The organism is Pseudomonas sp. ChxA, from assembly GCF_030263855.1.
Lineage (GTDB): Bacteria > Pseudomonadota > Gammaproteobacteria > Pseudomonadales > Pseudomonadaceae > Aquipseudomonas > Aquipseudomonas fluorescens_CB.
Window position 1 is genome coordinate 4976922 of record NZ_JARPMK010000001.1, and the last position, 22347, is coordinate 4999268.

The window sequence follows — 22347 nt, forward strand, 5'->3', positions numbered from 1 at the left end:
TCTACCCGATAAGAGTAACAGGCCGGTAACTATCGGTTGATATTGATCCTCGTGGCATCTGTAAACTGGCGGGCTTGATTAAGAACCACCTCTAGACTACGTGGCTGAATCGAGCGAAGAGAATTTGACCCTGTCGCCTGGCTGCAACAGTGCCGGCTCACCTGAAAAAGCAAAACGAGGCATACCGGCCTGGCCAATCACCGCCCATCCGAACGGTAAGGTGGCAGCTGCGATGCTTGTCTGCAAGCCATTGACCGCTATTGCTCCGGGCGCAATGCGAGAGGGTGGCGACACAGATGCTGGGAATCTGAGCACGCCATCTGCCAGTCCATCTAGATACAAAACACCAGGATGCGCTCCCAAAGAAGCGACCGTATAGCTATCTGCAACATGCTGCGCGACCCACTCTTGAACACTCAGTGCTGCTTCGGCGGCAATCCATGGCAAGTCAGGCCCCGCTCCTCCGCCATAGCGAACATCGATGATGATTTCTGCGACTTGACGTTCCTGCGCATGCCTCAGACATTCGTCCCATATGACCAGCAGCCGATCATGCCCTTGCAGGCGATTACCGACTGTATCGAAAACAATAACCAAACCACTAGCACCCGGTACGGTTTCCTTGAAGCCTGGCCACCCCATACTGATACCATCGATCTGCCAGAAAATATGCTGGGTGATATGGTCTGCGCGCTCTCGCGCAGACTCGATCAGCAACCCACGCTCACCTAGGCTGCTTACCCTGATATGGCGATTGGGGTTTATCTTTTTTTGTTGCACGTAAAGCACCTTCTTTTACGGCCTTTACAAAATCACTGTTCGGTTGGCATCAAGAAACACCCTCCGCTCGATGTGATACCCAACCGCCCTTGCCAATGTCAGTCCTTCGATGTCACGCCCTTTGGCGATCAAGTCTTCAGGGTAGTGGCTGTGATCCACCGCTTCCACGCCTTGGGCGATGATCGGGCCTTCGTCCAGGTCGTTATTGATGTAGTGCGCCGTCGCGCCGACTAGTTTCACGCCATTGTTGTAGGCCTGATGGTAAGGCTTGGCGCCTTTGAACCCCGGCAGCAAGGAGTGATGAATGTTGATCGCCTTGCCGTCGAGTTTGCGGCACAGCTCCGGCGACAGCACTTGCATGTAGCGGGCAAGGACCACCAGTTCAGCACCGGACTCTTCTATGACTTGCCACACCTGACGCTCCTGGGATGGCTTGTCATTCGGGTCCAACGGGAAATAGTAGTAGGGAATCTGGTGCCAATCCGCCAAGGACCTGAGGTCCGGGTGGTTCGAGATCACCGCAACCACATCCATGGACAGCTGGCCGATGCGCTGGCGATAGAGCAAGTCGTTAAGGCAATGATCCGCCTTAGAGACCATGATCACCACTTTTGGCCGGTGGTGCGGCGGTGTCAGCTCGAAGGTCATGCCGAACGCATTGGTCCGTTCGGCCAAACCAGCGCGGAACGCCTCTTCGTCGAAGTCGTTGGGCTGACGGAACTCGACACGAATGAAGAAACGGCCGGAAAGCCGATCATCGAAAGAATGGTGCTCGGTGACGTAGCAAGCCTGTTCGAACAGAAAACGGGTCACCGCATCCACCGTGCCCAAAACGCTTGAGCAATCGGAAGTCAAAATCCATGTGTCTGGGGCGCGGCTCATAGTGTGGTGACTCCTGTTGGTTGATGACCCGCAAAGCAGCTTTTCGTAGCAGTTGCCGGTAGGCTAAGTTCGGCGGCGAAGCAGTCGCAATCCGATCATCCCGTTATCGATTCAGAACCGGGGACACGGGTTTACGACTGCCGCGCGGCCGAACCCAGCCTTCGGCAGCTGCTACGCGAGATCAGCTTTTAGGCCTGCACGCTCAAACCATACTCAGCCGCGGCATCCTGCAACCACAGCCACCAGTAATCGGAGAAACTGCGGCGGATCACCAGTTCCCAGGTATCTTCGGCGGTGTGGCGGATTATTAGCTGCGACTTGGCGAACACGGTGCCGACAGCTTTACCCACCGGGAAGTTATTGGGGTGCACGTCGTAGCTGGTGGATTTCATCAACACTTCGCGTACTTTCGGGCCGCTCAGTTCGAGAAGCTGTTGGCCACCGCTGACGTTAACGATGGAGATGTGAAGAGCACCCAGCGCTTCACGCAGCTTTTTCTCGGCAGCAAACTCTTCGCCAGTTGGCACGATCAGCAGCCATTCGTCCGGGCCCAACCATTGCAGGCTGGTTTCGCCCTTGGCGACGACGGTCAGGGCCATTGGCAACTCCAGGCCCAGAGCCTTGTGCACACCGCCAGCGAAAGCTGGGTCATGGCCGTTACCACGAATGGTCAGGTGACCAAGGAGTTTCCTTTCACGCACGGTGACACTGGCGTTTTTGCAGCCCTTGCCCACCAGGCTGGCGAGATCGGCATGATGCAGCGACGACTCGCTCTTTGCGCCGGTGGCTGGGCGTTGTTGGTAAACATTGGCTGCGGTCATAAAGCACCTGTCTTGAATTCTGTTGTGCAGCTCGCTAATCATTCCCACGCTCTGCGTGGGAATGCATCTCGTGACGCTCCGCGTTTCATGCGGAGCGCCCATGACGGCGTTCCCATGCGGATCAGGTAGCGATCAATTACACGTTCTGTTGTTCGCCTTTCGGATCGAAGAACACCGAAGAAACGATTTCCGCTTCGATCACACTGCCGTCGGCCAGAGGTGCGAAAACACGCTCGCCCATACGCTTAAGGCCGCCTTTGACCACACCTAGGGCAAATGAGTAGCCCAACGTACCGCAGGTGTAGCTGGATGTGACGTGACCGACCATGCTCATCGGAATGGCTCGGTTGGTGTTGAACACCAATTGCGCGCCTTCAGGTAGCCATTTGGTCGGGTCGATCGGCTTGAGGCCAACCAACTGTTTACGTTGATCACGTACGCAGTCTTCGCGGTTCATACCGCGCCAGCCGAGCCACGAGAACGGTTTGGTCCGGCCGACACACCAGCCCATGTTCAGGTCGTCCGGGGTCATCGAGCTGTCGGTGTCTTGACCGACGATGATGAAGCCCTTCTCGGCCCGCAGTACGTGCATGGTTTCGGTGCCATACGGCGTCAGGTTGTACTGCTTGCCCGCTTCGACGATTTTTTCCAGAACGCCCATGGCGTAGTCGGCCTGCACGTTGACTTCGTACGACAGTTCTCCAGTGAACGAGATACGGAAAACCCGCGCCGGCACACCGCCGACCAAACCTTCTTTCCAGGTCATGAACGGGAAGCCGTCCCTGTCCAGGTCGATGTCGGTGACTTCGCTGAGCAGCTTGCGGCTGTTCGGCCCGGACAAGGTCATGGTCGCCCAGTGGTCGGTGACCGAAGTGAAGTACACCTTCAGGTCTGGCCACTCGGTCTGCTGGTAGATTTCCAGCCATTGCAGCACGCGTGCAGCGCCGCCAGTGGTAGTGGTCATCACGAAATGGTTGTCCGCAAGACAAGCCGTTACGCCGTCGTCGAAAACCATGCCGTCCTCTTTGCACATCAGGCCGTAACGCGCCTTGCCCACATCGAGCTTGGTCCAGGCGTTGGTGTAGATGCGGTTGAGGAACTCTCGTGCATCCGGGCCCTGGATATCGATCTTACCGAGTGTCGAGGCATCGAGCAGGCCAACGCTGTCGCGCACGGCTTTGCATTCGCGATTGACGGCGGCATGCATGTCCTCACCTTTCTTCGGGAAGTACCATGGACGCTTCCATTGGCCGACGTCTTCGAACTCGGCGCCGTTCTTCACGTGCCAGGCTTGCAGAGCGGTGTAACGCACCGGCTCAAAGATATGCCCACAGTGGCGACCGGCTACTGCGCCGAAGGTCACCGGCGTGTAGTTCGGGCGGAACATGGTGGTGCCCATTTCCGGGATGGTCACGTTCAGTGAACGCGCCGCGATGGCCAGACCGTTGACGTTACCCAACTTGCCCTGATCGGTGCCGAAGCCCAGCGCGGTGTAGCGTTTGACGTGCTCGACCGACTCGAAGCCCTCGCGGGTCGCTAGCTCGATGGCGGCAGCGGTGACATCGTTTTGCAGGTCGACGAATTGCTTCGGCGCGCGAGCAGTCGGTTTGTCGTGCGGCACCTGAAACAGCGCCAGTGTTGGCTCTTCAGCGCGGCTCAGGGCTTTGGGCAAGATGCCTTCGACGACTTTGAAACCAGCTTCGCTGGCTGCGCGTACGCCACCTTCAAAGCCATCGGCCAGCGCGTCGCCCAAGGCGTAGACGCCATTGACGCCGCCGACGCAGACGCGCTTCTGTGGCGCTTCACCCGGTACGAAACCGAGGATGTCTTCACGCCAGACCGGCTTGCCGCCCAAGTGCGAAGCCAGGTGAACGATAGGGCTGTAGCCACCTGAACTGGCGATCAAGTCGCAGTCGAGCCATTCGCCGGAGCTGGTGACGCGATGACCTTCAACGTCGATGGCTGCAACACGAGCTGCGGTGACGTGCTTGCTGCCGCGGGCTTCGATCACAGAGCTACCAGTCAGAATCCGAATGCCTTTGGCACGAGCTTCTTCCACCAGCGCGCCGCGTGCACTGCTCCGTACGTCTGAGATGGCCACCACTTGCAGGCCTGCGTCGAGCCAGTCCAGCGCCACGCGGTAGGCGTGATCGTTGTTGGTGGAAAGCACGAGTTTCTTACCCGGAGCTACGCCGTAACGGCGCACGTAAGTCGAGACTGCGCCGGCCAGCATGTTGCCCGGCACATCATTGTTGCCGTAGACCAGTGGACGCTCATGGGTACCGGTGGCCAGCACCACACGCTTGGCGCGAACCCGATTTATACGCTGACGTACTTGGCCAACCGGAGCGCGGTCGCCGAGGTGATCGGTGAGGCGTTCGTGAATGGTCAGGAAGTTATGGTCGTGGTAGCCGTTGACCGTGGCGCGCGGCAATAGCACCACGTCCGGCAGAGATTTCAGTTCGGTGATAACGCTGGCCACCCATTCGCTGGATGGTTTGCCGTCGAGGCTTTCGCGGGAGTCGAGCAAACTGCCACCGAACTCTTCCTGTTCATCCGCCAGAATTACCCGGGCGCCGCTGCGCGCAGCCGCCAAAGCAGCCGCCAGGCCAGCAGGACCACCGCCGACGATCAGCACGTCGCAGTGACGGTTCATGTAGTCGTAGGTATCCGGATCGTTCTCGATCGGCGAACGACCAAGACCTGCGGCCTTACGAATGTACTTCTCGTAGGTCATCCAGAACGATTGCGGGTACATGAAGGTTTTGTAGTAGAAACCCGGTGGCATGAGCTTGCCGCCGACTTTGCCAAGAATCCCCATCACGTCATTGTTGACGCTTGGCCAGCCGTTGGTGCTGGTGGCGACCAGGCCCGAATACAAGGCCTGTTGCGTGGCGCGGACGTTGGGGATTTGGGTCGCTTCGGTGGCGCCGATCTGCAAGACCGCATTCGGCTCTTCGGAGCCTGCGGCGAAGATCCCACGCGGGCGGGAATACTTGAAGCTGCGACCAATCACATCCACGCCATTGGCCAGCAGAGCAGCGGCCAGGGTGTCGCCTTCGAAGCCCTGATAAGTCTGACCGTTGAAGGTGAAGTTCAACACCTTGCTGCGGTCGATGCGGCCGCCATTGGACAGACGATTGATCTGACTCATACCTTCTCTCCCAGACCAGTGGCGACTTTCTTCGTCTCTGTCTTACCGGTGAATTGCGGCTTGGCGCCGATCTTGTAGGTTTCGAGAATTTCGTAAGTCACGGTGTCACGGGTGGCATTGAAATACTGACGGCAACCGGCCACGTGATCCCAAAGTTCATGGTGCAACCCGCGTGGGTTGTCACGGAAGAACATGTAGTCGCCCCACTCCTCGTCGGTGCAGGCAGCCGGGTCTAGTGGACGCGGGATGTGAGCCTGGCCGGATGCGTGGAATTCCTCTTCGGAGCGCAGTTCGCCACAGTGAGGACAGAAGATATGCAACATAGAGATTTCTCCTGTTAGTGGGCGACAGCCGCTGCGCCGTGTTCATCGATCAACGCACCGTTGTGGAAACGGTCGATGGAGAAAGGTTTTGCCAGCGGGTGCATTTCGCCCTTGGCGAGGCTGGCGGCAAACACGTTGCCCGAGCCCGGCGTGGCCTTGAAGCCGCCGGTGCCCCAACCGCAGTTGAAGAACATGTTCGGCACTGGCGTCTTGGAAATGATCGGGCAAGCGTCCGGCGTGGTGTCGACGATGCCGCCCCACTGACGGTTCATGCGCACGCGGGACAGCACCGGGAACATCTCGACGATGGCCTGCACGGTGTGTTCGATCACCGGATAAGAGCCGCGCTGGCCATAACCGTTGTAGCCGTCGATGCCGGCGCCGATCACCAGGTCGCCCTTGTCGGACTGGCTGATATAACCGTGTACGGCGTTGGACATGATCACGCTGTCGATAATCGGCTTGATCGGCTCGGACACCAGCGCTTGCAGCGGGTGGGATTCGATCGGCAAACGGAAGCCCGCCAGTTTCGCCATGTGCCCGGAGTTACCGGCCGTTACCACGCCGACGCGCTTGGCGCCGATGAAGCCTTTATTGGTTTCCACGCCGACACATACGCCGTTTTCCTTGCGGAAGCCGATCACTTCGGTCTGCTGGATCAAGTCCACGCCCAAGGCATCGGCTGCACGGGCAAAGCCCCAAGCCACGGCGTCGTGACGGGCCACGCCGCCGCGCCGCTGCACGGTTGCGCCGATGATCGGGTAACGCGTGTTTTTCGAGCAGTCCAGGTACGGGATTTCGTCTGCGACCTGTTTTCCGTTGAGCAATTCGCCGTCCACGCCATTGAGGCGGTTGGCGCTGACCCGACGCTCGGAGTCACGCATGTCCTGCAAGGTGTGGCACAGGTTGTACACGCCGCGCTGGGAGAACATCACGTTGTAGTTCAGGTCCTGGGACAGGCCTTCCCACAGTTTCATCGCGTGTTCGTACAAGTGCGCCGACTCGTCCCACAGGTAGTTGGAACGCACAATGGTGGTGTTGCGCGCCGTGTTGCCGCCGCCCAGCCAGCCTTTCTCGACCACGGCCACGTTAGTGATGCCGTGCTCTTTAGCCAAGTAATAAGCCGTGGCCAGACCATGCCCGCCGCCGCCGACGATAACCACGTCGTAGACCTTTTTCGGGGTCGGCGTGCGCCACATCTTCTGCCAGTTTTCATGGTGGCTGAGGGAGTGCTTGAAGAGGCCGAAGCCCGAGTAGCGTTGCATAGTCATTTACTCCAAAACTGCTCTCAGCGGTAAACCGGGAAGTCCGTGCACAGGGCTGCCACACTCTTCGCCACATCCGCCTCGACATCTGCGTCACCGAGGTTATCGAGGATGTCGCAGATCCAGCTGGCAAGCTCAACGCACTGGCTGACCTTAAAGCCGCGAGTGGTGACCGCCGGGGTGCCGATACGCAGGCCCGAAGTCACGAATGGGGATTGCGGATCGTTAGGCACCGAGTTCTTGTTGACGGTGATGTGTGCACGGCCCAGAGCGGCGTCGGCATCTTTGCCGGTCAGGCCCTGACGAATCAGACTGACCAGAAACAAATGGTTGTCGGTACCACCGGAAACTACGTCGTAGCCGCGGTCGATGAACACTTGCGCCATGGCTTGAGCGTTATCGATCACTTGCTGTTGATAAGCGACGAAGCCAGGCTCCATGGCTTCCTTGAAACACACGGCCTTGGCCGCGATCACATGCATCAACGGGCCACCCTGACCGCCGGGGAAGACTGCCGAGTTGAGCTTCTTCTCGATCTCTTCGTTGGCCTTGGCCAGGATCAGGCCGCCACGTGGGCCGCGCAGGGTTTTGTGGGTCGTTGTCGTGACAACGTCGGCGTACGGCAGCGGGTTCGGGTACAGACCGGCAGCGACCAGGCCAGCCACGTGGGCCATGTCGACAAACAGGTAAGCGCCGACTTTGTCAGCGATTGCCCGGAAGCGTGGAAAGTCGAGGGTTTTCGAGTAGGCCGAGAAACCGGCGATGATCATTTTCGGCTGGCATTCAACGGCGATACGCTCGACTTCGTCGTAATCGATCAGGCCGGTAGCGGTGTCGATGCCGTACTGCACGGCGTTGTAGAGCTTGCCGGAAAAGCTGACTTTCGCACCGTGAGTCAGGTGACCGCCGTGGGCCAGGCTCATACCCAGCACGGTGTCGCCCGCTTGCAGCAACGCCAGATAAACCGCCGCATTGGCCGAGCTGCCGGAGTGCGGTTGAACGTTGGCGTAATCAGCGCCGAACAGTTGCTTGGCGCGGTCGATGGCCAGTTGCTCGACTTTATCCACATGCTCACAGCCGCCGTAGTAGCGCTTTCCCGGATAGCCTTCGGCGTATTTGTTGGTCAGGCCGCTACCTTGCGCTTCCATGACGCGTTTACTGGTGTAGTTCTCCGACGCGATCAGCTCGATGTGATCTTCCTGACGTAGCTCTTCGGCATTCATCGCCGCCAGCAGTGCATCGTCATAACCCTGGATTTGGTCGTTTTTCTTGAACATGGGTGCTCTCCCGATGACGGCGTTGCTCCGTCGTTATTGTTTTGGTTTCGGCAATCCGTGTATCTGAAGCAGGCGTTATGGCTACCGAAGGATGTGAACCGATTGTGCAAAATCGCCCTACGCCTGATTTGTCTGTTTCCGACATCAAAATGCCCACCTACACTCGGCAAGAGAATTACTTTGAACACGCCAATAGGTGTAGGATTGAAAATTAGGAGATGTAATAACAATAAGAAAAACGCTTAAAGCGACGCCCTGCTACCCTTGTTGAACCGGGTCTTGGCATGCTGAGGAAAATTCGGAAATGTCGAAGACTTATACAAAAAAAAACGCGACAGCAAGCTCGAGCAAACCGCAACCGCCGATTCAGACCATAGGCTTTCTGGTATTGCCCAACTTCACAACGATCGGCTTTGCTTCAGCTATAGAAACACTTCGAATGGCGAATATGGCCGCCCACCAGATGCTGTATAAAACCGTGATCATTGCAGCCAGTCACGATCCGGTGACCGCAAGCAGCGGTATGCGAATCCTGCCTGATTATTCCATCGATGACGCTCCACAACTGGACACGGTGTTCGTAGTTGGCACCAATCCGATCATATCCAATCATGGCAGCCGGGTGCTGATCAATTGGCTACGCAAGTTGGCTCACCAACGCGTGCCTTTAGGCGGCATCTGCACAGGAAGCCATTTGCTCGCGCGCGCCGATCTACTCAAAGGATATCGCTGCACTATTCACTGGGAAGATATCGAAGCGCTGAAAGAGCGTTTTCCCGGAATCATCATTTCCAATCAATTGTTCGAGCTGGACCGAGACCGCTACACTTGTTCTGGTGGCGTTGCCTCTATGGACATGACCTTACAATTGGTCGCACGCGAATCTGGCGGGACCGCGATTGCAGCCCGCGCTGCCGAACTGCTGTTGTGTGACCGAGTTAGAGGTGAGCGAGAGCAACAGCGTGTGCCATTGCGAATGATCCTAGGCTCCACGCAGCCCAAGCTGAGCCAGGTGGTTGCAATCATGGAGGCAAATCTTGAAGAGACGATTGGGCTGGATGAACTGGCGAGTTTGAACGAGTTATCGGTACGCCAGCTGGAGCGTCTGTTTCACAAATATCTTCAGCGCACTCCAAGCCAATATTACTTGGAACTGCGCCTGTCACGTGCTCGACAATTGCTGCTACGCAGTGAATCGCAAGTGCGAGATATCGCACTGTCCTGCGGATTTGCCTCGCCTGCGCATTTTTCAAAATGCTATAGCCGTTACTTCGGGGTTTCACCAATGGGGGAGCGCAAACAAGGTTCGCTGCATTGCACCTGATTGTAAAGGCGTCACTCCTTCGCAGTATTAGGACTCAGTCCTGCAGGACCTTGTAAGCCGTTCCCCGACAGGCAAGTATCGAAAAATATTTTGGCAATCCGCGCACCAAGGCGAGTCATCACATACTTGTCAGACGACTTGATCATATGCATGCGCTTGCACAGCGCTGCAATGTCGACGAGCTGTGTTTGCGGATAGTGCGCAGCGAGTTTCTAGTGGTCTTGTGGGTTAAAGTAATTGAGTTCAATATGATGCGCCCCGCTTTAGGCTGCACCTGCTTGATTGCAAAATTTAGAGTTAAACTGTACGTCGCTCTAGGATTTTCGCCTAAAAAATATTCGAACAGATCGCTCATGTTTCTGTTGTATTTGCCTGGAATTGTTCGAATCCAGTAGGTATCTCATGGATTTATCCGCAGGCTGGTGTGTCGAGCGCGCTCCGCGCCTGGTGCCCTGCCATACTGCTCACGATAACGTTTATTGAAATGCGGGGTCGAAACAAACCCGCACTCATGAGCGACCTGCTTCACAGACATCAACGTCTGCTTTAACAACTTTCGGGCCCGTATCAATCGCAATTTTTGGTAGTAACGCGAAGGCGCACAATGCAGATACTTCAGAAACAAGCGCTCCAGATGGCGTCTGGACACACTCAAATAGCCTGCCAGTTCATCGAGTTCAAGTGGCTCACGCAGGTTGTTCTCCATCAACGCGACCACCTCCTGCAACATCGGGTGTGACGAGCCCAGGATGTGCTTGATCGGTAGCCGTTGGTGTATTGTTGCATTGCATTGATTTTCGATAGTGAGCGCTTCGCAAATCTGCGTCACCAATTCATGCCCGTGCCGGTCGCCAATCAACCGCAGGGTCATTTCCAAAGATGCAGTGCCGCCTGATGCAGTATAGCGATTGCGATCAATCACAAACAGCTGCGGGCTGACGAGCACACCCGGAAAGTCTTTCTGCATATCAAGCCAAAAAGCCCAATCTATACTACATTCATAACCCTCGAGAAGACCAGCAGCGGCCAACGCCCAACTGCCAGAACATAATCCACCCAAACACACACCCTGCGCCGCCTGTGACCGCAGCCAAGCAGACTGCTGTTCGGTACACCTTAGCTGTATATCCTTACCGCCACAGACGAACACCGCATCCATCGCCGGAGACGTCGTTCCAACAGCATCGGGTGAAACTTTCAAACCGTTGCTGGCCAAGACAGGCCGGCCATCCAGGGTTAAAGTATGCCAGCTATAAAGTTTCTGGCCGGACAATTGATTTGCCAGCCGCAACGATTCGATAGCTGCTGCCATTGCAATCAACGTGAAATTATTGACCAACAAAAATCCTACCGACTCGATGGTGCGTACAGGGTGCGAACGAAGATTTCCGTCAACGCTCAACGCGATGTTCATAATAGATGCCAACCATATCAGGGTCAGGATGGGGCGCATGTGCGCATTGGCTTAGATTATCAATTTGAAATGATTACCTACGCTTGCCTGGATTCGACCTTGAATTGTGTGTTAGCCCCTCTTCGATGTCGGAGGAAGACCCAAACTGCTGTTAAATAATCAAACTCAATAAAAACTAAAGATGGAGCCAAAATAATAATTTCGCAATAGAAAATCTGCAAAAACCTTTATCAAAAAAATCCTAAAAATATTGTAATGACTTCGCTTGAATATCACAAATACAGAATTAACTAACATATAAAGAGCAAATAGCACCCAGGCGTGGGGAGGGGTTAAGCGAGACCAGGCTGTCGCCAGTATCGGTTTCCTCATTGATGGCGTTGGCAGCCAGGGCCGCTGCTTGAGCATTGCATGCGACGTCCTCCGCGGTGATTGCCATCTCCTGAATGGCCGTAGCCAAATGATCAACTCCTGCAGTTGCTGCTGAAGGGGGTGGCGGTTTGACTCGCTTCGCTGGAGGTAACATGGCTTCTGACTCAAACTTGCTGCGAGCTGCTCATCACGTCGCTAATTAACCCCTGCAGGCTTTTCAGAAAGCAACTGAATTCCTCCCCAACCTGGGCGATTTCATCGTTGCCCTGGATAGGCAGGCGCCGGGGCAGGTCACCCTGACCGCCGTTAAGTTGATGCAGCGAATTTCTTAGCCGCAACACGCGCCGCATCAGTAAGCTGAGCACCAACAGAGTCAACACCACACCTATAGCGGTATCGGCCGCCGCACGCCAACGGAGGCGTTGGCTTCAGTCAGTAGGAACGCATAGCTGGCTCCATTAAAGGTAAATGTATCAACAGAGTCAGAGATGCTCTTAAGGCTGATGTCGCACCCATAAGCGGCTTAAACTGACTTTGATCACTGAACTTGGCGACGGCCGAGATCAAGACTTTTGTAAGGGCACGACCCAAAACTGATCGAATCAGGAACTCATTCTGCCAAATGCCAGACATGAAAAGCCGATATCGAGGGCATCGGGGAAGGTTTCGTTTTGCCGGGTAATGCTAGGGGACGACACCTAGATCACTGACCGCTGCAGGAAGCAATCGACGCCTCCGAGCAAGCTCGTCTTTGGACCAACCCACAAATTTTCTCCCGGTATCACTTGGCGATGGGCCGGGGTGAGAAATGATGCATCATTCCGCATACACTGCTAGACGTTTGGCCCTACCGGCGGCGGGATTTGAAGGTAATTGCATACATGCGATGGACATTAGCGTCCGTAGCCATTTGGTCGGATCGACCTGCTTCAAATTGACCCCAAGACAAATCTTGCGTGCAGCAGGTATCGCTTTGTCTATTGATCGGACACTCGGAGTAAGATCCAAAGACTGAAAGCAGGGTTAACCCTCGTAGAAAAAAATGATGTTGCGAACGTCGGCAGATTGCCGAAGAGCGCGTCACTTATGCAGTTGAGGAGTGCTAACAATGGCGAAACTCCAGGCGGCGCTCCCCCCCGATGCGGGACGTTCGGCTCATGAACCACGGCCAGTGAAAACCGTAGGTTTTCTGGTCATACCAAATTTCACCACTATCGGCTTCGCCTCCGCCGTGGAAACATTGCGCATAGCCAATATGGCGGCGCGTCAACCGATGTTTCGCACGGTTATCATCGCAGCCAACATGGAGCCGGTCACGGCCAGCAACGGCATGCGCATCCTGCCCGACTACACGATCACCGATGCACCAAAACTGGATATTCTGTTTGTTGTCGGATCAAACCCGATCGTCTCCAATCACAGCAGTCAACCGTTACTCAATTGGCTACGTAAGCTAGCGCACGATCAGGTGCCACTAGGCGGGATTTGCACTGGAAGCCACTTATTGGCGCGCGCCAATTTGCTCAAGGGTTATCGCTGCACGATTCACTGGGAAGATATCGAAGCATTGAAGGAGCGGTTCCCGGGGATCATTATTTCCAACCAGTTATTCGAGCTCGATCGCGATCGCTACACCTGCTCCGGTGGCGTGGCCTCTATGGACATGACACTACAGTTGATTGCCCGCGAACCCGGTGGTCGGGACATCGCAGCCCATGCGGCCGAGTTGCTACTGTGTGATCGGGTACGGGGCGCGCAGGAACAACAACGTGTCCCATTACGACAGAAACTGGGCACGTCCCAACCTAAGCTCAGCCAGATGGTGGCAATCATGGAAGCCAATCTCGATGAGCCATTGAGCCTTGAGGAGCTCGCGCGGTTGAACGAAGTATCGGTGCGGCAATTGGAACGCCTATTTCACAAGCACCTGCAACGCACACCGAGTCAGTATTACCTGGAGCTGCGTTTGTCGCGAGCGCGGCAATTGCTATTGCGCAGCGAGTCGCAAGTGCGCGACATTGCCCTAGCTTGCGGATTTGTCTCCCCAGCGCACTTCTCCAAATGCTACAGCCGTTTCTTCGGCATATCGCCCATAAGTGAACGAAAAAAAGTGGCTGCCGTGCATTAATTGTAGGAGCCGAGCCTGTTCGTCACGGCGACCTCAAGGACGCGATCAGAGCAAGCTCGGCTTCTACAGGGTAGTGATGGTGCTGGTCAATCCTGCAAGGCTTTATGCGCGGTCTCGCGACTGGCGAGCATGGCAATCAAAGCAACGGCAGCGGCCGCCAGTAGATACCAGGCTGGCGCCATTTTGTTACCGGTCAATTGAATCAGCCAGGTCGCAATAAAGGGCGCAGTGCCGCCGAAAACCGCATTGGCGATATTGAAGCTAAAGGCAAAACCACTGAAGCGCACGCGGGTCGGGAATATCTCGGCGAGGAAGCACGGCAAGGTGCCATCATTCATCGCCAGGATCGCGCCAAAAGCGATCTGGATCATTAGAATGACGACCAGCGGCTGGTTGTTCAGCATGCCAAACAGCGGCCATGTAAGCGCTAGGAACAGCACCGAAGCGGTCAGCAACATGGTCTTTCGTCCGAACAGATCCGACAGTTTGCCCATCAGGAAAATCAGCCCGATATAGGTCGCCAACGATACCGTTGACGCCATGAACGAATCACTCTCGCTCATGCCCATCTCGGTGGACAGGTAGGTCGGCATATAACTCAGCAACAGGTAGAACGCCACCGCATTCAGGCATGTCACACCGATCCCGATAATCACGCTACGCCGGTGTAAGGTCAAAAGTTCGCGAACCGGAGCGTGGGTCGCGCATTCCTTGGCCTCGAGGCGTTTTTCCATCTCCAGAAATTTGGGTGTGTCTTGCAAACTCATGCGAATGTAACGCCCGACTAGACCGAACGGTGCCGCCAGCAGGAAGGGCAAACGCCAGCCCCAGCTGTGCAGATCCTCAACGCTCATCCACGAATGCAGACCGGCCACGAACACTGCTCCGAACAACAAGCCGGCAGCAGTACTCGCAGGCACGATGCTGGTATACAAACCGCGTTTACCCTCGGGGGCATACTCGGCCAGAAAGGCTGATGCACCGGCGTACTCTCCGGAAGCGGAAAAGCCCTGAAACAAGCGGATTAGTAACAACAGAGCCGGTGCCCACAGACCAATATGGTTGTAAGTCGGCAGGATACCGATGCAGAAGGTCGAGACTGACATGATCAGAATCGACCAGGACAATGCGCTGCGCCGCCCGTATTTGTCTCCGAAGTGCCCCCAGACTAGCCCTCCCAGCGGTCGGACGATAAACGAAAGCGCAAACACCGCGAAGGTTGCCAGCAGGCCGGTCGCCTTGTCGGTCTGAGGAAAAAACGTCAGTGCAATAACGGTTGCCAGATAGCCGTAGGCTGCGTAGTCGAACCATTCGACGAAGTTGCCCATGAAACTGGCACTGGCCGCGCGCCGCAGTGCCTTGCGCTCGGACACCTGTTCAAGCTGCTGGTCCAGAATCGACGTCAGACTTGCGCTTCGGGTGCTCATTGCGCACCTCCGGTGGTAGAGGTGCTTTTATCGGAATGAAGAGGCAACGCTGTATCGCTACCTGAAGCGGTATGGAAATTGGTTTGGTTCGAGCCAGTGGCCGGAATCGTGACGTAGAACATGACAAATACCCTCTATTGTTTTACTTGGCAGGGTTTAGGGTCAGTAAATGATGCGCGATATTATCGTGCATGCGTTGTTTTTTCCGTTTAACTCAGCCGCCGGGACGGTTTTTTTCTACACGTTTGCCACTAATGAAAGAGAACGCCGCACAGGTTCACTGTGCGGCGCGTAATCTCACTTCTTGATGATGTTGTGTTCCGGGCCATACGGGAACTTGGTGATGTTCTCCCCGCCCTGCTCGTTGACGATCAATATGTCGTGTTCGCGGTAACCGCCCGCTCCCGGAAGGCCTTCAGGCAGCATGATCATCGGCTCAATAGAAACCACCATCCCCGGCTCCAATACCGTGTCGATGTCCTCGCGCAGTTCCAGCCCAGCTTCGCGGCCATAGTAATGGCTCAGCGTACCGAAGGAGTGGCCGTAGCCGAAAGTGCGGTATTGCAGAAGATCGTGCTCAAGGAAAATCTCGTTAAGTTGCAGGGCGATATCGCAGCAGCGCATGCCCGGCTTGATTAGTTTCAGGCCGGCCTCGTGCACTTTAACGTTCACTTCCCACAAACGCAGATGCTCGTCGGAGCAATGGTCCAGGAACATTGTGCGTTCCAGCGCAGTGTAATAACCAGCGATCATCGGGAAGCAATTGAGGCTCAGGATGTCGCCCTTGTTAACCTTGCGCGAGGTCACCGGGTTATGTGCACCGTCGGTGTTGATGCCAGACTGGAACCAGGTCCAGGTGTCCATCAGTTCGGAGTCCGGGAAGGTGCGGGCAATTTCTCGCACCATTGCCTGGGTAGCATGCAGGGCGACTTCATACTCCGGCACCTGATCACGCAAGGCTTCCACGATTGCTGCGCCACCGATGTCTGCCACGCGGGCACCATGGCGAATGATTGCATGCTCTTCGGCGGATTTGATCATGCGCATACGCATGCAAGGTGCGCCGATATCCACCAATTCGGCCTGCGGGTAACGACTGGCAAGTTTGTCGCGATTGAGCAGGTTCAGATGGTCAAATTCGATGCCAATGCGCCCAGCTTTCGGCAATGCTTGCTGGATCGCGACGAAATAATTGTCGCGCTGCCAGTCGGTGTAAACGATGTTTTCAGTGCCCACGGTGCGGCGCCAAGGCTGACCGCCATCGATGTTGGCGCTGATAGTAACGGCACTGTCTTGGGTGACGACCAGCGCGTACGGGCGGCCGAAAGAGCAAAACAGGAAATCGCTGTAGTAGTTTATGTTGTGATAGGACGTGAATACTGCCGCATCAATATTGTTTTGCGCTAGATACGCTCGCAATTTGGCCTGTCGATTGGCGTATTCCTCAACCGAAAACGTCGATTTCACTTTTTCGCCGTTCTTGATCTGGATGGTTTTAGGCATTTGCATGTCATTTATCCTTGTCGTTGATTGAGCGACGTAAGACGCCACTCTGGCTGGCCGCTGAAGATCATTCGAACAGATGCGACGTAGGATTTTTTGTGCGAATCCGACCTGTAATTGACCAGACCCGCTATTTTCGAAGGGGAACTCAGGGCTAATCAAAAAAGCGCTACACAGCGCGATGTTTTGGATGACATATGTCCATCAGCGCTCAGCACGTCGCGCGTGAGGCTGGCGCCGGACAGGTTGTGCTGGCTATTCGATGCTAGGTAACGCTAGTCAAATCTCAAGCAACTACGTCGTAATCTCGATACGTTGAGCTAGCGCGGCAACGGCAGACTTATGGAGGTCGGCGATCGAACGCCGCTGATTTCTGACGTCAGCCTGGCTGATTTCGCGGGCGCCTTGATTACCAAATAGCACCTTCATCAGCCGCACTTACGCCAGGTGTAGATAGCTCTACTTCCAGCAGACAGGCCTATCGGAGTTGTCTGGACCGGCCGAGAGGGCTAACCACCGCATACAACCAGCAAATCCAGATCCTGAATGTCCGCCAGCCTGATACGAGCGCGGGTCTGATAATCACCCCCAAATCGCTTACGACTTCCCCGTCTTGCAAACCAAAGGTATGTGAAGCAAACAATTCAGGACACAACAGATTAGCAGTGACAATAATGTCCAGTGCCTAGGTGAAAGCGGGAAGCGATAAATGCTCGAGCAGCAAATACCCTGCTCTAGCCTGGGTTGAAGGCGCTCGAAGTTCATCATCCACTTAACGCAGATTCTTTCCCTTCACGCAGCAGCTGAATTTACGTCGTTCGACCATATCGTCTCACTGTATTCCGAAGACCAAACCAGTGGCGCCCCCCCTAATTGATCGGCCACCACCCCATCAGATCGTCCTGAAAAAGGCGGCGCCGATGGATGCACAAGACAGGAAAAGAAAAAGGGCCGTAAAGCGTAAGCGCTCGGCCCTTTTATTCCGCTGGGTCCTTACCCTACGGATCGCATCATTCACTCACCGTTACTTCTGACCTGCAGTGGTCAAGTAATCCAGACATGTGTCGACTGTCTCCACGTCAGCGAATTTGGCGTCGATATCAAACAAGTTCCAAGCCACCGCTCCCGGTACTCGATCACCGATACATTCTTTCACTGCAATCGTACGGAAGCCTTCGGCCAGGCCGTCACACAGCGTGGTGCGGACACAGGCTGAAGCCGTGACACCTGTGACCAGAATAGTGTCGACACCGGCTGAACGCAGATAGCCTGCCAGTGATGTTCCGCTGAACGAACTGGCGCGCTTTTTAATAAGGACGAATTCACCGTCAATAGGGGCTATACGTGAGTCAATGGCCCAGAGGCTTTCGTCACTCTGGTTGACCACATCCACGGGTATCTTGTTGTGCCACTGCCCCATGTCGGTATTCGGGTCATTTCGATCCGTGTTCTGGTAGCAAGTCGTCACGTGGACGATTGGAAAGCCCTTAGCGCGAAACTCTTTCATAAGGCGCTGGACGCCCGGAATTATTTCGTCGTCAATTTTATCGCAGGTGAATGGATTTCCCGGACGGGTCCAGGCGTTGGCCAGGTCTACGTTAATCAACGCTGGGCGTTTACCGAAACCAATCCGGCGCTGAAAACCTCGCTCCTTGTAGAGCTTGGTGGATTCTTCAAAAGCGCGCTCCAGCATAATCATCAGTTCTTGCGACATAGTGAGTCTCTCCGACCTAAGTAATAACGGTTGGCATTTGGGTTTGCCTTGACCTAGAGCTCAAGATAATCTGGGGAATAAATTCCATCCAATTCATTATTTCCCACTATTGATACCAATATGAACATCAATATCCGCTTCGATCTCAAGCAAATGAAAGCCTTTATGGCGGTGGCGGAACATCTGCATTTCAAGCGTGCGGCTGACGGGTTATTCATTACGCAACCGGCACTGAGCCGCTTGATCAAAGGGCTGGAGGAAGAGCTTGGAGCGGAATTATTCCAGCGCACCACCCGGCAAGTTGCGCTTACTGAGGCAGGTCGTTTGTTTCTGCATGAGTGTCAGCAGGTATTTCGCCACATAGCGAGAGGCATCGAACTTGCGCGTAGTGCAGCGGCGGGTGATGTTGGTCATCTGACAGTCGCCTATAACGACTTCGCCATCAACGGTGCCCTGCCCGCGATACTTGAGCGCTTCAAGGATCTGCATCCCAACGTCTTGGTAGAGTTGCTCTACATGCCGTCACACGAACAGTACAAAGCAATTGATGATTGCCTGATCGACGTGGGTTTTCTGCTGGGGCCGGTGTCAATGCCGGGGATCGAATCTTTACCTGTTTCGCGAGAAAGAATGGTCGCCATTCTCCCAGCCAAGCATCCCATGGCCAACAAGGCCAGCATCAAAGTCGAACAACTCAAAGACGAGCGCTTCATCTTCGGTGCGGCGAGCGGCTGGAGTCTGTTTCGGGACCAGTCATTTCGACTCTGCCAGCGCTTTGGCTTTACGCCAAACATCGTTCAGGAGGCGACGACCAGCATAGGTATCTTTGGGTTGGTGGCCGCCAATATGGGGGTGTCGATCTATTCGGAATGCGCCTACAAGATCCAGCGCGAAGGAGTGGTCATTCTACCCTTGAAAAACGATCACGCTTGGGTGCAAACCATAGCCGCCTGGAACGAGGAGTACGAAACGCCCACGGCCGCCAGATTCAAGGCGTTGTTGCGAGACCTGACCGCCTAACGGCTTAGCTCAGATGGCTACTGCTGAATGTGCCGCGAATGCCTCAGACGCCCAGTCTGAGGCATTCAGGATAATGCAGGAACATTATGGTATGGCACGCATCGACCTGGTGTGGGTTCTATCTGGGAAGCCTCAATGATCGAACGATCAGACTAAGGGCTTAAACCTGGGCTGTTGCGTAGCCACGTCTCTATCTAGTGAACGTCCGCAGGTCTCCGGCAGAGACAAACCACCGGCCAGAGCAAAGAGTGCAATGCCGGCGAGGTAGAACGCAGGGGCCATGGAACTTCCGGTCTGCTCGATCAACCAGGTCGCCATGAACGGCGCGGTGCCGCCAAAGATCGTGTAAGCCATGTTGTAAGTAATGGCCGAAGCGGTGTACCGCGTATGGGTCGGAAAAACTTCGGATAAAAGCACAGCCGTAACGACCCCGCAGAGCACTGCGCCGACGGCTAGTAGGCATGCGCCGATTAGACTCGCTACGAAAGTGCCAGAACTGGCCAGCAGAAAAGCCGGATAAATCGTCACTAGCAGCCATAAGGCGGCGGTCAGCATGGTGCGCCGCCGGCCAATGTAGTCTGAGTAAGCGCCGGCCAGCGGGCAGAGCCCGGCGGCGAATACCAGCGTGAGTACGGAAATCAACAGTGCAGTAGGCCGAGGCAAGCCACCCTGAAGCTGCAGATAGGTTACAAAATAGGTGGTGCAGATATAGAAGGACAATGCTGTCAACGAGATGAATGCACCTAGGCAGCACATCGCGCCAGCCTGCTCACGCAACGTTTCTCTGAGCGGCGCATGCACACCGCGTTCGGTTGCTGCGATGACCTTAAATGCCGGGGTTTCGTCCAGCTGCCAGCGCAGATACAAACCTACCAAGCCTAGGGGGGCAGCAATCAGAAACGGTAGACGCCAACCATAGCTGAGCATCTCCTCGGTGCTTAGGAAAGTATTGAGCAGATAAGTGACCACGGCTGCGGCGGCGAACGAGGCAAACGTTGAAACCAGAGCAGCACTGCCGTAGCGAGCACGTTTGTGGGACGGGGCGTGCTCGATCAAATAGATACAGGCGCCAGCGTACTCACCTCCGGCGGAAAAGCCTTGTACGCAGCGAATAAGCGTCAGCAGCACCGGAGCCATCAAGCCAATGCTCGCATAGGTAGGTAAAAGGCCGATCAGAGTCGTTGCGCCGGCCATTAACAGGATAGTCAGCGAGAGTACACGGCGTCGCCCCAGCCGATCCCCCAACATGCCAAAGACGAGGCCGCCCAGCGGGCGGAAGGCGAAGGCAACGGCAAATACTGCGAACGTCTTGAGCAGTGCGGTCGTCGTGTCGCCGCTGGGGAAGAATATCTGCGCAATCGTAGTCGCAAGAAAGCCGTAAATCGCGAAATCAAACCATTCGACAAAGTTGCCGATGGAAGCCGCCCAGACTACTTTTTTCAACTCCACTGGATGCTGGGGCGTGTGCGTATTAGTTGTCATATCCACCTCACTGTCAGTTGTCGGAACAAGCGATGGGCAGTAGCTAACTAAATAAAAAGGCAGAGGCGCTGTTAGTCTCTGGCGGACCTTGGTTGCCGCTCGCAATGACCCGACTATTACCGGCCAAGTCGCAGCGATTTCACTCCAGTCGATTTCCCCGGATCACGCGTCGAGTGCGCGTTTGCTAAAAATAAGGCTGGCGTTTGCCCCCCCGAAACCGAAGCTGTTACTCATGACGCAATTTACGAGCTGGTTAAGGCGCGTAGTGCGGATGATTGGCAACGTTTCAACTTCCGGGTCCAACTGCTCGATGTTGTGGGATGCCGCGAGAAATCCGTGCTGCATCATCAACAGCGAAAAGATAGCTTCATGAACACCCGCAGCGCCCAGTGCATGACCTGTCAATGATTTGGTTGAACTGAACGGCGGCAACTTGCCATCGAACGCCAGTGAGGCAGCCCGCAACTCAACCAGATCGCCCGCCTGAGTGCTGGTGCCGTGGGTATTGAGGTAATCAACAGTTTCATCGCAATGAATCAATGCGGCCTGCATGGCACGAAGTGCGCCGTCGCCGCTGGGCGATACCATGTCCTGGCCATCGGAAGCGGTGCCATAACCAATCACCTCTGCATAGATTGTTGCACCGCGTTCAAGTGCATGACCCAGTTCTTCTAGAACCAGCACCCCACCGCCTCCGCTTATCACGAAACCATCGCGTGCAACATCGTATGGCCGGCTTGCCCGGGTCGGCACATCATTGTAGCCCGTCGAAAAAGCCCCCATGGCGTCGAACATACAGCTTTGGCTGACATGTTCGGCCTCGGCTCCCCCGGCGAATACAACATCCTGTTTGCCGAACTGGATCTGCTCGTACGCATGACCGATGCAGTGGGCACTGGTCGCGCAAGCCGAAGCGATGGAGTAGTTGAGTCCTTTGATGGCAAAAAAACTGGCCATACAGGCCGACACCGTACTGGTCATGGTCCGCGGCACTCGATAAGGACCGACCTTGCGAATGCCCTGTTCGAGCAACTGGTTAGCCTGGACGATATCTTCGCTGGAGCCGCCGCCCGACCCCATCACGCAGCCCGTTCGGGGATTAGACACCTGCTCTGGCTTAAGCCCCGCGTCAGCTATTGCATCGCGCATCGCAAGATAGGCATAGGCAGCGGCATCGCCCATGAAGCGGCGCTGGCGGCGGTCAATTTGTTCCAGATCCACGGTCAGCAGACCGCTGACGTGGCTACGCAGTCCTGCTTTGGCGTAGGTCGGGTTAAAGCCAATTCCCGAGCGCCCTTCACGCAATGCCTGCACAACCTCCGCCTGGCTATTGCCCAGGCTGGATACCAAGCCCATCCCGGTCACAACTACGCGCCGCAGGCCTGTGGTGTACTTGGATGCCTCGTGTGTTTGCAAAACGTAACTCCTTTCTCTTTTCGCAACGTGAAAATGCGGCGATGA

At 55.6% G+C, this 22347-nt stretch carries 17 protein-coding genes and 1 pseudogene; 3 read left to right on the plus strand and 15 right to left on the minus strand.

Annotated features, from left to right (window positions below):
- Nucleotides 1-96: 96 nt before the first annotated feature.
- The 7 genes from P5706_RS22215 to glyA all read right to left on the minus strand — a co-directional run bounded on the left by P5706_RS22215 (nucleotide 97) and on the right by glyA (nucleotide 8502).
- Nucleotides 97-780, minus strand: a complete 684-nt coding sequence (locus tag P5706_RS22215; RefSeq protein ID WP_196492685.1) for a carboxyltransferase domain-containing protein — start codon at nucleotides 778-780, stop codon at nucleotides 97-99.
- A gap of 24 nt (nucleotides 781-804) precedes the next feature.
- Nucleotides 805-1662 (minus strand): formyltetrahydrofolate deformylase, encoded by an 858-nt coding sequence (gene purU / locus P5706_RS22220; RefSeq protein ID WP_060766788.1) that lies wholly within the window; start codon nucleotides 1660-1662, stop codon nucleotides 805-807.
- Nucleotides 1663-1850: 188 nt separating this feature from the next.
- Complete coding sequence (locus P5706_RS22225; RefSeq protein ID WP_060766787.1) at nucleotides 1851-2483, minus strand: sarcosine oxidase subunit gamma; 633 nt, start codon at nucleotides 2481-2483, stop codon at nucleotides 1851-1853.
- 136 nt (nucleotides 2484-2619) lie between these two features.
- Nucleotides 2620-5637, minus strand: a complete 3018-nt coding sequence (locus P5706_RS22230; protein ID WP_060766786.1) for a sarcosine oxidase subunit alpha — start codon at nucleotides 5635-5637, stop codon at nucleotides 2620-2622.
- Nucleotides 5634-5960 carry a sarcosine oxidase subunit delta gene (locus P5706_RS22235; RefSeq protein ID WP_060766785.1) on the minus strand — a complete coding sequence of 109 codons (327 nt, stop codon included), beginning with the start codon at nucleotides 5958-5960 and terminating at the stop codon, nucleotides 5634-5636. The genes P5706_RS22230 and P5706_RS22235 overlap by 4 nt, the downstream gene beginning before the upstream one ends.
- Nucleotides 5961-5974: 14 nt before the next feature.
- A complete protein-coding gene (locus P5706_RS22240) occupies nucleotides 5975-7225 on the minus strand; it encodes a sarcosine oxidase subunit beta family protein (protein WP_060766784.1) in 1251 nt (416 codons plus the stop codon).
- A 23-nt stretch (nucleotides 7226-7248) separates the two neighbouring features.
- Nucleotides 7249-8502, minus strand: coding sequence for a serine hydroxymethyltransferase (glyA, locus tag P5706_RS22245; RefSeq protein ID WP_060766783.1), 1254 nt, complete (start codon nucleotides 8500-8502; stop codon nucleotides 7249-7251).
- Nucleotides 8503-8806: 304 nt separating this feature from the next.
- On the opposite strand from glyA, the gene cahR (P5706_RS22250) reads away from it, so the two are divergent.
- Entirely contained in the window at nucleotides 8807-9826 is a 1020-nt protein-coding gene (gene cahR / locus P5706_RS22250; RefSeq protein ID WP_285681856.1) for a transcriptional regulator CahA, read from the plus strand.
- A gap of 400 nt (nucleotides 9827-10226) precedes the next feature.
- On the opposite strand, the gene P5706_RS22255 is transcribed toward cahR (P5706_RS22250), so the two are convergent.
- Together P5706_RS22255 and P5706_RS22260 are read right to left on the minus strand one after the other, a co-directional pair.
- Nucleotides 10227-11240: a GlxA family transcriptional regulator gene (locus P5706_RS22255; protein WP_081088282.1), complete on the minus strand. Its 1014-nt coding sequence runs from the start codon at nucleotides 11238-11240 to the stop codon at nucleotides 10227-10229.
- 536 nt (nucleotides 11241-11776) lie between these two features.
- Nucleotides 11777-11989: a HAMP domain-containing protein gene (locus P5706_RS22260; RefSeq protein ID WP_060766780.1), complete on the minus strand. Its 213-nt coding sequence runs from the start codon at nucleotides 11987-11989 to the stop codon at nucleotides 11777-11779.
- A gap of 731 nt (nucleotides 11990-12720) precedes the next feature.
- Between P5706_RS22260 and cahR (P5706_RS22265) the strand changes: the two genes are divergently transcribed.
- On the plus strand, nucleotides 12721-13740 hold the full coding sequence (gene cahR / locus P5706_RS22265; RefSeq protein ID WP_060766779.1) for a transcriptional regulator CahA: 1020 nt from the start codon (nucleotides 12721-12723) through the stop codon (nucleotides 13738-13740).
- Between the two features lie 86 nt (nucleotides 13741-13826).
- Here cahR (P5706_RS22265) and P5706_RS22270 read toward each other — a convergent pair whose 3' ends face one another.
- The 4 genes and pseudogenes from P5706_RS22270 to P5706_RS22285 all read right to left on the minus strand — a co-directional run bounded on the left by P5706_RS22270 (nucleotide 13827) and on the right by P5706_RS22285 (nucleotide 18384).
- Complete coding sequence (locus P5706_RS22270) at nucleotides 13827-15167, minus strand: MFS transporter (RefSeq protein WP_060766778.1); 1341 nt, start codon at nucleotides 15165-15167, stop codon at nucleotides 13827-13829.
- A gap of 297 nt (nucleotides 15168-15464) precedes the next feature.
- A complete protein-coding gene (gene creA / locus P5706_RS22275; RefSeq protein WP_060766777.1) occupies nucleotides 15465-16676 on the minus strand; it encodes a creatinase in 1212 nt (403 codons plus the stop codon).
- Nucleotides 16677-17182: 506 nt separating this feature from the next.
- Nucleotides 17183-17442: pseudogene (locus P5706_RS22280) on the minus strand (type 1 glutamine amidotransferase family protein); the annotation flags it as partial.
- 252 nt (nucleotides 17443-17694) lie between these two features.
- A complete protein-coding gene (locus tag P5706_RS22285) occupies nucleotides 17695-18384 on the minus strand; it encodes an isochorismatase family protein (protein ID WP_060766776.1) in 690 nt (229 codons plus the stop codon).
- Between the two features lie 120 nt (nucleotides 18385-18504).
- On the opposite strand from P5706_RS22285, the gene P5706_RS22290 reads away from it, so the two are divergent.
- A complete protein-coding gene (locus P5706_RS22290; protein WP_060766775.1) occupies nucleotides 18505-19404 on the plus strand; it encodes a LysR family transcriptional regulator in 900 nt (299 codons plus the stop codon).
- A 147-nt stretch (nucleotides 19405-19551) separates the two neighbouring features.
- Here the strand turns inward: P5706_RS22290 and P5706_RS22295 are convergent, their stop codons facing one another.
- Both P5706_RS22295 and P5706_RS22300 read right to left on the minus strand, forming a co-directional pair.
- Nucleotides 19552-20886, minus strand: coding sequence for an MFS transporter (locus P5706_RS22295; protein WP_060766774.1), 1335 nt, complete (start codon nucleotides 20884-20886; stop codon nucleotides 19552-19554).
- Nucleotides 20887-21048: 162 nt separating this feature from the next.
- Nucleotides 21049-22266 carry a beta-ketoacyl synthase N-terminal-like domain-containing protein gene (locus tag P5706_RS22300; RefSeq protein ID WP_060766962.1) on the minus strand — a complete coding sequence of 406 codons (1218 nt, stop codon included), beginning with the start codon at nucleotides 22264-22266 and terminating at the stop codon, nucleotides 21049-21051.
- Between the last annotated feature and the right edge of the window lie 81 nt (nucleotides 22267-22347).

Bases quoted from the DNA above. Each gene is read 5' to 3' on its own strand.
- purU (WP_060766788.1), bottom strand. From the start codon at position 1,662: ATGAGCCGCGCCCCAGACACATGGATTTTGACTTCCGATTGCTCAAGC.
- P5706_RS22225 (WP_060766787.1), bottom strand. From the start codon at position 2,483: ATGACCGCAGCCAATGTTTACCAACAACGCCCAGCCACCGGCGCAAAG.
- P5706_RS22230 (WP_060766786.1), bottom strand. From the start codon at position 5,637: ATGAGTCAGATCAATCGTCTGTCCAATGGCGGCCGCATCGACCGCAGC.
- P5706_RS22235 (WP_060766785.1), bottom strand. From the start codon at position 5,960: ATGTTGCATATCTTCTGTCCTCACTGTGGCGAACTGCGCTCCGAAGAG.
- P5706_RS22240 (WP_060766784.1), bottom strand. From the start codon at position 7,225: ATGCAACGCTACTCGGGCTTCGGCCTCTTCAAGCACTCCCTCAGCCAC.
- glyA (WP_060766783.1), bottom strand. From the start codon at position 8,502: ATGTTCAAGAAAAACGACCAAATCCAGGGTTATGACGATGCACTGCTG.
- cahR (WP_285681856.1), top strand. From the start codon at position 8,807: ATGTCGAAGACTTATACAAAAAAAAACGCGACAGCAAGCTCGAGCAAA.
- P5706_RS22255 (WP_081088282.1), bottom strand. From the start codon at position 11,240: ATGAACATCGCGTTGAGCGTTGACGGAAATCTTCGTTCGCACCCTGTA.
- cahR (WP_060766779.1), top strand. From the start codon at position 12,721: ATGGCGAAACTCCAGGCGGCGCTCCCCCCCGATGCGGGACGTTCGGCT.
- P5706_RS22270 (WP_060766778.1), bottom strand. From the start codon at position 15,167: ATGAGCACCCGAAGCGCAAGTCTGACGTCGATTCTGGACCAGCAGCTT.
- creA (WP_060766777.1), bottom strand. From the start codon at position 16,676: ATGCAAATGCCTAAAACCATCCAGATCAAGAACGGCGAAAAAGTGAAA.
- P5706_RS22285 (WP_060766776.1), bottom strand. From the start codon at position 18,384: ATGTCGCAAGAACTGATGATTATGCTGGAGCGCGCTTTTGAAGAATCC.
- P5706_RS22290 (WP_060766775.1), top strand. From the start codon at position 18,505: ATGAACATCAATATCCGCTTCGATCTCAAGCAAATGAAAGCCTTTATG.
- P5706_RS22295 (WP_060766774.1), bottom strand. From the start codon at position 20,886: ATGACAACTAATACGCACACGCCCCAGCATCCAGTGGAGTTGAAAAAA.